This is a genomic window from Mycobacterium sp. (genome assembly GCF_049647605.1).
Taxonomy (GTDB): domain Bacteria; phylum Actinomycetota; class Actinomycetes; order Mycobacteriales; family Mycobacteriaceae; genus Mycobacterium.
Map to the genome: position 1 here is coordinate 51,901 of NZ_JBARXZ010000090.1, position 9,563 is coordinate 61,463.

The 9,563-nt window shown below is 66.0% G+C and carries 9 protein-coding genes; 2 read left to right on the forward strand and 7 right to left on the reverse strand.

From position 1 onward, the window contains the following. Window positions 1-78: 78 nt before the first annotated feature. The 7 genes from WBB07_RS11585 to glnT form a co-directional block, all read right to left on the reverse strand. Entirely contained in the window at window positions 79-1,338 is a 1,260-nt protein-coding gene (locus WBB07_RS11585) for a saccharopine dehydrogenase family protein (protein WP_526307737.1), read from the reverse strand. Between the two features lie 111 nt (window positions 1,339-1,449). Beyond that, window positions 1,450-2,097 carry a helix-turn-helix domain-containing protein gene (locus WBB07_RS11590; protein ID WP_526307739.1) on the reverse strand — a complete coding sequence of 216 codons (648 nt, stop codon included), beginning with the start codon at window positions 2,095-2,097 and terminating at the stop codon, window positions 1,450-1,452. A gap of 37 nt (window positions 2,098-2,134) precedes the next feature. Next, on the reverse strand, window positions 2,135-3,322 hold the full coding sequence (locus tag WBB07_RS11595; protein ID WP_526307741.1) for an NAD(P)/FAD-dependent oxidoreductase: 1,188 nt from the start codon (window positions 3,320-3,322) through the stop codon (window positions 2,135-2,137). After that, window positions 3,315-4,655, reverse strand: coding sequence for an FMN-binding glutamate synthase family protein (locus tag WBB07_RS11600; protein WP_526307743.1), 1,341 nt, complete (start codon window positions 4,653-4,655; stop codon window positions 3,315-3,317). Before WBB07_RS11600 ends, WBB07_RS11595 begins: the two co-directional genes overlap by 8 nt. 27 nt (window positions 4,656-4,682) lie before the next feature. Then, complete coding sequence (locus WBB07_RS11605; RefSeq protein WP_526307745.1) at window positions 4,683-5,369, reverse strand: protein glxC; 687 nt, start codon at window positions 5,367-5,369, stop codon at window positions 4,683-4,685. Further along, window positions 5,357-6,256 (reverse strand): class II glutamine amidotransferase domain-containing protein, encoded by a 900-nt coding sequence (locus WBB07_RS11610; protein ID WP_526307747.1) that lies wholly within the window; start codon window positions 6,254-6,256, stop codon window positions 5,357-5,359. Before WBB07_RS11610 ends, WBB07_RS11605 begins: the two co-directional genes overlap by 13 nt. A 24-nt stretch (window positions 6,257-6,280) precedes the next feature. After that, on the reverse strand, window positions 6,281-7,600 hold the full coding sequence (gene glnT, locus WBB07_RS11615; protein WP_526307749.1) for a type III glutamate--ammonia ligase: 1,320 nt from the start codon (window positions 7,598-7,600) through the stop codon (window positions 6,281-6,283). Window positions 7,601-7,957: 357 nt separating this feature from the next. Between glnT and WBB07_RS11620 the strand changes: the two genes are divergently transcribed. Both WBB07_RS11620 and WBB07_RS11625 read left to right on the forward strand, forming a co-directional pair. Further along, window positions 7,958-9,295 carry an ammonium transporter gene (locus tag WBB07_RS11620; protein WP_526307751.1) on the forward strand — a complete coding sequence of 446 codons (1,338 nt, stop codon included), beginning with the start codon at window positions 7,958-7,960 and terminating at the stop codon, window positions 9,293-9,295. Beyond that, window positions 9,296-9,514 carry a hypothetical protein gene (locus tag WBB07_RS11625; RefSeq protein ID WP_526307753.1) on the forward strand — a complete coding sequence of 73 codons (219 nt, stop codon included), beginning with the start codon at window positions 9,296-9,298 and terminating at the stop codon, window positions 9,512-9,514. It begins immediately after the preceding gene. Window positions 9,515-9,563 lie beyond the last annotated feature (49 nt).

The window sequence follows — 9,563 nt, forward strand, 5'->3', positions numbered from 1 at the left end:
TCTCCGCTGACGTGATGGTCTGGCGAATGGCGACGTTAGTCCTCCCGGGAGCCGCCGGGGCCGGATCGGTGGACTCCGTCAGTTCAGCCGCGCCGTCTCCAGCGTCACGCCGTCCGCGGCGGGCAACAGATCGAGTAGGGCGTCGCCGAGAGCGGTGGCCGGGGTCAGCACACCCCGCAGATCCGACAGGGTGTCCCGATGCAGCGCCAGTGCCAGGCCGCACTCGCCGAGCAGAACTGCGGTGGCCTTGTACCCGGGGTCGCCCAGCTGGGCCATCGTGGCACGGTATCGCGCACCCGAGGCGGTGGTGGTGTAGGTCTCGACGGTGTAGTGACCGCGGTCCCGGGTGCTCTCGCTCGGGCCGGTGCCCGGCATGGGGGCGATCCGCTCGACCAGTCGAGTGGGCAGTTTGTCGAAGTACCGACTGCCCAGCCCCAACACCGCGGCCTGGGTGGCGGTCCCCACCGCCGCGGCCACCGGCCCCAGCGGCGTGGACCCCATGCTCATCGCTTCGGTGTAGCGGAATCTGTGCCCGTAGGACCAGTTCAGCAGGCTGTTGCTACGCCTGACGATCCGGGCGTTGGCGGCGCCCATGATGAAGGCGCCGGTCCAGATTCCGCGCAGCTCCGGTGCGATCTGGACACCTTTGCGCCAGCCCAGATCGGGCTGCGGCCCGAGATCGGGTTCGGCCGGGCGATTGGTGGTCAACGTGTAGGGGTCGGCCATCGCCGCCCGCGCGCCGGCATCGGTGGACGAGGTGCGCATCACCTCCATCATCGACGCCACGGTGCCGCCGGAGACCCCACCGGCGAACCGGCGCACCACCAGGCTGGTGTCCAGCAGCTCGCCCGCACCGTCGGCCTCCGCTCTCTTGTAGAGCGCATACACGGTGAGATCCGAAGGCACCGAGTCGAATCCGCAGGAGTGCACGATCCGGGCCCCGGTGTCGGCGGCTTCCTTGTGGTAGTTGTCGATGCTGTCGCGGATGAACATCGTCTCCCCGGTGAGATCCGCGTAGTCGGTACCTGCGGCGGCACACGCGGCGACCAGCGGCAGCCCGTATTTGGTGTAGGGGCCGACGGTGCTGATCACCACCCGGGTGCGGGCGGCCATCGCATTCAGCGTCGAGGGCTGCGAGGCGTCGGCGGTGATCAGCGGCCAGGACTGCGCCTCGGGACCGAGCGATTCCCGTACCGCGAGCAACTTCTCCGGCGAGCGCCCTGCCAGTGCGATCCGCGCGTCCCCTCCCGCCTTCGCCAGGTAGCCGGCGGTGAGATTCCCGACAAAGCCCGTCGCCCCGTACACCACGATGTCGAATTCACGCTCGGCTCCGGTCATAGAGCCAACCTACCGGCCGGTTGCCTGCCCCGGCGAGCGCGTTGGGGCACCCGACACCACTCCGATGTGCGGATGCTTGCGAGCCCCGATCAGCTGTCTACGGCGCGACCGCTACGGAGTGGCATCGGGGAAGGCGATGACGGACAGGAACCTGATCGGCAGCGCGATCAGGGCCGTCGGACCGTGGGCACCCTCGCCGTCGAACTGCAGTGAGTCCCCGGGCTGGAGCCGATACACCGACGCGCCATGGCCGTACTCCATCACCCCCTCGAGCTGATAGATGAACTCGGTACCGGGGTGCTGGAACAGCGGATAGGTTTCGCTCTCCGTCGTCAGCGTCACCAGCAGCGACTCCAGCCGCTTGTGCTGGCCGCGCAGCGCGCCCAGCAGTTCGTAGTGATGGCCGACCTGGGTGCCGTTGCGTGCGATCTGCGGGCCGGTGCCCGCCGCGGTGAACACCGCAGCCCGCTCGGCGTCCACACCTCGGAACAATGACGTCACCGGGACGTCCAGACCGGCGGCCAGCCGCGCCAGAGTCGCCAGGCTGCAGGAGGTTTGGGCGTTCTCGATCTTCGACATCATCGCCTTCGAAAGGCCCACCCGATCAGCCATGTCCGATACCGATAGCCCACTCTGGGTGCGCAACGCGCGGACGTTGCGGGCGATCGCGCCTTCCAGCCCGGCGGCGAGCAGTGGTTCGGCCGGGGTGCGTTGCCCGGCCGAACCAGCACTGTTTCGCCGCAGTGAATCGTCGGTCATGGCGGGAGACGCTACCCCGGCTGTCGCTGCGAGTGCGTCAACGCAGCTGTCCAGCGCCGGAATAGGGATGCGGGCTGGTCAGCTTCTGCCCCTCGGCGAACCGAGACAGCCGGAAGTCCGACTCCGGTATTCGTGAATCGCTGCTCACCCCGTCGACCACCAGATCCGCAACCAGGCGACCGACGGCGGGTGAGATCTTGAAACCGTGCCCACTGAACCCGACGGCAAGCACCAGACCCTCGATCGGCGCCCGCGACATCACCGGGTTGAAATCCGGGGTGATGTCGTAGCAGCCGGCATAGGTGGAGGCGACGGCTCCGTCGGCCAGACCGGGGAATCGATGCGAGAGCTTCTCGACGGTGGTCTCCAGGAAATCGCTGTCGGCCCGATTGCTGTACGCGTCGGGGTCAGCTGTTTCAACCGTGTCGAGATCGCTGTTACCGAAGAGGATTTCACCACCGACATCGGGTCTGACGTACTGCAGCGACACCAGGTCGGAGAACACCGGCAGCGCGTCGACGTCGCCGACATCGGCGGGCGGCTTGAGCATCACGATCTGCTCACGTACCACCGCGATCGGAAGGTCGATACCCAGCGCCGCCAGAAACGACGACGACCACACCCCCGTGGCCAGCACGACGTTGCCTCCGGCGATGAACTCACCGTCACTCAGGCGCACTCCCTGAACCCGGTCGGCGTCCACCACGATCTCGGCGACCGCGGCGCCCTGGCGGATCTTCACACCGGCGGCCCGGGCGGTCACCGCAAACGCCTGCGCCGTCATGTAACCGTCGCCGTACCCACCGCGCGGTTCGTAGGCAAATCCGGCGAAGTCATCGAGATAGGCTGTGGACCAGAGCTTTTTGACTTCAGCGACATCGATGCGCTCGGTCTGCACCCCGACCGCCCGTTGCGCGGCGAGGTTGGCATCGAGTGCCTCCACGTCCCCCGCCCCCACACCGACGACATAGCCCGTGCCATGGAACCCGATGGGCTGACCGAAATGATCGGCGGCGGCCTCGAAGACCTCGAGTCCGTACTGACTCATCGCAGCCAGCGAACTGACCCCGTAGTGGCAGCGCACGATGCCGCTGGACTTGCCGGTCATTCCCGACCCGACGGTGGAGCGCTCCAGCACCAACACATCGGTGACCCCACGGCACGCCAACGCCCAGGCGGTGGCAGCCCCCTCGAGACCACCGCCGACGATGATCACCTCAGGCATGGCCGGGAATCCAGTTCGTTCCGGCCAGCGGAATGCGGGCCATGGCAGCGGATTCCAGCGTCAGCGCCACCAGATCCTCGGGCTCGAGGTGCTGGACGTGCGATTTCCCGCAGGCCCGGGCGATGGTCTGCGCCTCCATCGTGATGACCCGCAAGTAGTTGGCCAGCCGGCGGCCGGCCTCGACGGGATCGAGCCTGGCGGAGAGCTCAGGATCCTGGGTGGTGATACCCGCGGGATCTCGGCCGTCCTGGAAGTCATCGTAAAAACCGGGCGCACTGCCGATCTTCTCGTACTCGGCGGCATACCGAGGGTCGTTGTCGCCCAGAGCGATCAGAGCTGCGGTGCCGATCGCGACGGCGTCGGCGCCCAACGCCAGCGCCTTGGCGACGTCGGCACCGCTGCGAATTCCGCCCGAGACGATCAACTGGACTTCTCTGTGCACCCCCAGTTCTTGGAGAGCTTGCACCGCCTGCGGGATCGCGGCCAGCGTCGGAATGCCGACATGTTCGATGAACACGTCCTGCGTGGCGGCGGTGCCGCCCTGCATCCCGTCGACGACAACAACGTCGGCGCCGGCGTGCACGGCCAGCTTCACGTCGTAGTAGGTGCGGGAGGCGCCCATCTTGACATAGATGGGCTTCTCCCAGTCGGTCAGCTCACGAAGTTCGGCGATCTTGATGGTGAGGTCATCGGGACCGGTCCAGTCCGGGTGCCGGCAGGCGCTGCGCTGGTCGATACCTTCGGGCAGGTCGCGCATCCGCGCCACACGCTCGGTGATCTTCTGCCCCAACAGCATTCCACCGCCGCCAGGCTTGGCGCCTTGGCCGAGTACAATCTCGATCGCGTCCGCCTTGCGCAGATCGTCGGGATTCATTCCGTACCGGCTCGGTAGGTACTGGTACACCAGATACTTGCTCTGGCCCCGTTCCTCCGGGGTCATCCCACCGTCACCGGTGGTGGTGGATGTGCCCACCTCGCTGGCACCGCGGCCCAGCGCCTCCTTGGCGTTGGCCGACAGCGAACCGAAGCTCATCCCGGCGATGGTCACCGGAATGCTCAGATGCAGAGGATGTTTGGCGTGCCGACTGCCGAGCACCACGTCGGTGTCGCAGCGCTCGCGATACCCCTCCAAGGGGTACCGCGACATACTGGCGCCCAGGAACGCCAGATCGTCGAGGTGTGGCAGCCGCCGCTTGGCGCCCCAGCCACGAATGTCGTATACCCCGGTGGCAGCGGCGCGCTGGATGTCGTGGATGGTGGCGCGATCGAAGGTGGCCGATTCGCGCAGGCCACGGTGGGCACGGTCGCCGTCGGTCATGGGGAGATGGCTCATCCCGGTTGTTCTCCTATGCGGACAGGATCAGTAGGTGTTGGCGGCGTGGAAGTGATACAGCGACCGTGCCGAGCCGTAGCGGGTGTAGGTGCTGGTGTCGTCGCTGAAACCGGCCTCCTTGAGCAGCGCGGCCAATTCGGCGTGGTGTTGGTCGTCCATCGCTTTGGCAATGCAGTCGGCGCCCAGCGAGGCCACTTCCCCGCGCACGTAGACCCGGGCCTCGTAGATCGAATCCCCCAGCGCGTCACCGACATCTCCGCGGACCACCAGGGTGCCGCTCTGGGCCATGAAGGCGCTCATGTGCCCGGCATTACCGCCGACGACGATGTTGACGCCCTTCATCGAGATTCCGCAGCGCGCCGCGGCATCTCCCTCGATGACCAGCAGCCCGCCGTGGGCGGTGGCGCCCGCCGACTGTGAGGCGTTGCCCTTGACGACCACGGTGCCGCTCATCATGTTCTCGGCCACCCCCACCCCGGCATTGCCGTCGATGACCACCTCGGCCCGTTTGTTCATCGCCGCCGCGTAGTAGCCGACGTGGCCGGCCACCTCCACCCGGACCGGCGCGTCGATGCCGACGGCGAGGTTGTGTGCACCGTTGGGGTTCAGAATCGAGAACACCCCGTCGACATCCGGGGTGTGCAAGGCGGCGTTGATGTCTCGCACACTCGTCAGCGCGACATCAAAGGTCGTCTCATTGGTCAGCGACTCCACGCGTACACCACCTCGGGCTCCGGTTCGAAAAGATGGGCATCCGCGATACCCGGAAGGCCGACCAGCGCCCGGTATTCCGAGGCCATCGCCACCCAGTCTTCGGTCTCGGCGATCACCGCCGGCTTGCAGGCAATGGCGTCGCGCACCACCGCGAAGGAATCCGAATTGGAAACCAACAAGGTGTAGAAGCCGTCGAACTCGGCACACAGTCTCTTCAACGCCAATTCGATGTCAGCACCGTCGGCCAGTTGATGGGCCACAAACCGGGCGCCGACTTCGGTGTCGTTCTCGCTGTCGAATTGCACACCCTCGGCACGCAGTTCCCGACGGATGGTCGCATGATTGGCGAACGAACCGTTGTGTACCAGGCATTGGTCCGGCCCGACAGCGTAGGGGTGGCAGCCCGCAGCGTCGACCGCCGACTCGGTGGCCATTCTGGTGTGTCCGACCCCCTGCCAGCCCTGGGCCTGTGCCAGCCCGTACCGTCGCGCGAGGTCACGCGGGTGACCGACGCCTTTGAGCACCGCAACATCGCGGCCGAAACCGGCGACCAGCGCGGCGGGAACGGCGGCTCGGCACGCTGCGAGCAGCGTGTCGGTGCTCACCGCGGCGTGCACCACAAGCGTGTCGGCCTGTGGAAGCACCACAACCGGGGTGTCCAGCGCCGCTGTGAGGGTTGCCGCCAACGACTCCGCCTCTGCGGCATCGACTTCCAGCAACGAGACTCCGGCATGGCCGGCCGGCGACCACCGGGGGTCGCCGTAGACGGCCACTCCGGCCGAATCCGAGCCGCGCTCCCCCATTTCACACAGCATCCCGGTGAGCAGTTCACCGAGCCGCGGGTAAAGGTCGGGGTTGCGTAGATGCAGCCCCACGATTCCGCACATCAATTAGCTCCTTCGAATGACGGGTCAGAACGCCTGCAGATAACGATCGACTTCCCACGGGGTCACCTCGCGGTGCCAGGAGAAGAACTCCTCGCGCTTGAGGTTGGCGAAGTACGCACCCACTCCCTCACCGGCCCCGTCGAGGGCACCCATGACGACGTCGTCGGCCTCGAGTGCGTCGACCGCGTGCAGCAGGGTCAACGGAAGCGGTTGCAGGCGCTGCGTTGTGGATCCTCCGGGCTCACCTGGATCGAGGTTGCGCTTGATCCCGTCCAGCCCGGCCCCGAGTGCGGCCGCGATGGCCAGATACGGATTGGCCGCCCCGTCGGGACCACGCAGTTCGATGCGTTGATCGTCGGGGACCCGGATGTAGTGGGTGCGGTCGTTGCCGCCGTAGGTGGCGCAGCGGGGAGCCCAGCTGGCTCCGGAGGTGGTGGCGACCGCGCCGGTGCGCTTGTAGGAGTTGACGGTCGGCGCGACGACGGCCTGCAGCGCGCAGGCGTGTTCGAGGATGCCGCCCAGGAAGTTGTAGGCCAGCGGCGACAGTCCCAGGCCGCGTGGGTCATCCGGGGCGGGAAAGACGGCTTCGTCCTTGCTGCGCAGTGACATGTGCAGATGCAGTCCGCTACCGGTGTGGTCGCCGAACGGTTTGGCCATGAAGGTGGCGATCATGCCGCGCTGATCGGCCAGCATGCTCAGCAGGTAGCGCAGCGTGATCACGCGATCGGCGGTGGTCAGGGCATCGGCATAGTTGAAATTCTGCTCGAACTGGCCGTTACCGTCCTCGTGGTCGTTGGCGTAGTTCCCCCATCCCAACGAGTTCATCGCCGCGGACATCCCGGAGAGGTGGTCGAACATTCGGGTGACCCCGCGCGCGTCGTAACAGGGCTGCTCGGCGACATCGCTGGGATCGGCGGTCTGCAGCGCGCCGGTGGCGTCGCGGCGTAGCAGGAAGTATTCGACTTCGGCGCCGACATAGGCCGTCAGGTCACTGTCGGCGGCCCGCTGCAGCATCGATTTGAGGATGACCCGGGGCGCGAAGGGCCACGGCTTGCCCTCGACGTGGGGGTCGCAGTGCACGATCGCCAATCCCTCTTTGACAAACGGGATCGGAGTGAAAGACGCCGGGTCCGGGATGGCCATCAGGTCAGGGTCTTTGGGCTCCTGGCCGATGGCGCCGACGGCGTAGCCGGCGAATCCGACACCTTCGTCGGCCAGCAGGTCAACTGCTTCTACCGGCACCAGTTTGGCGCATGGTTTCCCCCGCAGATCCACAAACAGCGCGAGGATGAATCGGGTATCTGAGTCTTTCGCCGCCTGCGCCAGGTCCGTGGGGGCTGCCATCTCGCACGCCTCTTCCTTGGTGTTGGTTTCTTGCCGTCTGTTTCTTCACAGTGGATAAGGTACACCCAAGGTAAACATGGGTGTGTTTCGCGGATGTGACGCCGCCGTGAGATTCAGATGTCGCGACAGCCCTGGCGCTTGACACACCGGGACGCCCCGAACCCAAAGGCGCCGAGCAGGTTCCAGAACTGCCGAGAGTGGCAACCGAACGGCGAGAGGACTTCACAGCAAATTAACGCGCGGTGACCGGTGGGACACACGCCCAGCACTAGCGTCAGCGTCGTACACCGGCAGTACCCCCCAAACACTGTGAAGAAACAGACCCGTGCTCACCCCCAAACCTAGGTGGAGGTCCCTGTGACACCTGAAGTCGAGGACGCACTGTCGTCCATGGCTGCGGTCAACAACGAGTTCTTCTATTGGGTGTCCATCGCCTTGATGATGCTCATCCACGCCGGCTTCCTCGCCTACGAGGTGGGCGCCTCACGCTCCAAGAACGTGCTGGCGACAGCCATGAAGAACCTGTTGGCGCTGGCGACGATCATCGCATCGTTCTATTTCGTGGGCTGGTTCCTCTACAACGCCATGCCCAGCGGTTTCATCGAGTTCAACGATGCCGCCAAGGCCGCGCTGCCCTGGAGTGACAACATGGGGCCCAACGTCGACGACCCCGCCAGCGGCATCTTCTGGGGCGCCTTTGCACTCTTTGCCGCGACCACCGGGTCGATCATGTCCGGCGCTGTGTTGGAACGCATCCGCACCAGCGGGTTCCTGGTTCTCACCGTGCTGGTCGGTTCGGTCATCTGGATCATCGGTGCGGCATGGGGCTGGCATGGCGCCGGCTGGATGCTGACCAAGCTCGGTTTCCACGACGTCGGCGCGGCCGGCTGTGTGCACATGATCGCCGGGTTCGCCGCACTGGGCATCCTCATCAATCTCGGGCCGCGCATCGGCCGGTTCCGCGCCGACGGCACCGCGGTGACCATCCGTCCGCACAACCTGCCGTTGACCATGCTCGGCCTGATGCTGATCTTCACCGGCTTCTTCGGCTTCCTGATGGGCTGCGTCATCTACAGTTCGGGCGGCTACGAAACGATCTACGCCAGCCCAACAACGTTGAGCGCGTTTGCCTTCAACACTCTGATGGCGTTGGCCGGAGGCATCATCGGGGCCTATCTGACCTCACGCGGTGAACCGTTCTGGACGATCTCCGGAGGCCTGGCCGGAATCATCGGCGCCGCGTCCGGCCTGGATCTCTACCATCCGGCACTCACCTTCGTGCTCGCACTGGGCGCCGGCGCGCTGATCCCCTTCATCGGCAAGCTGCTGGAGAAATTCAAGATCGACGACGTGGTCGGCGCTGTTGCGGTGCACGGTGGCATCGGCCTGTACTCCGTGCTCGTCGCCGGCTTCTTCCTGTGGGGATACCCCAACACCGACGGCAACCCCTCGATCACACCGTGGGGGCAGGCGATCGGCGCGCTGACCTTTGCCGCACTGGGCTTCATTCCGACCTACCTGGTGTCACTGGGCCTGAAAAAGGCAGGCCTGCTGCGGATCCCGCCCGAGGTCGAGCTGCAGGGCCTCGACCTGACCGAGGTCCCGGCCACCCCGTACCCCGAAGGCATTCCGGTCACCGCCATGCCCACCAACGGTATTCACGCCACGGTGGTCATCACCGAAGGAGTGAAGTAGATGTTCAGCCCATTCGAGTCCTATGACGACGCGACCGTTGTCTTCACCTTCGGCGGCTACTCCCTGGGCGTCTGGATCGTCTTCCTGCTGGCGGTGGGCTTGTTCGTCGCGTTCTTCGTCCGGATGATCCAGCACGAGAATCAGGCCTACAAGGCGATCATCGAGCACAAGCCGGTGGAGGCGGGCCCCGCCGCCGAAGGCGAACCACCCGTGTACTAACGCTTCCGGCGGCGAGCAGACGCAAACTGGCGTGTTTTCAGCTGAAAAC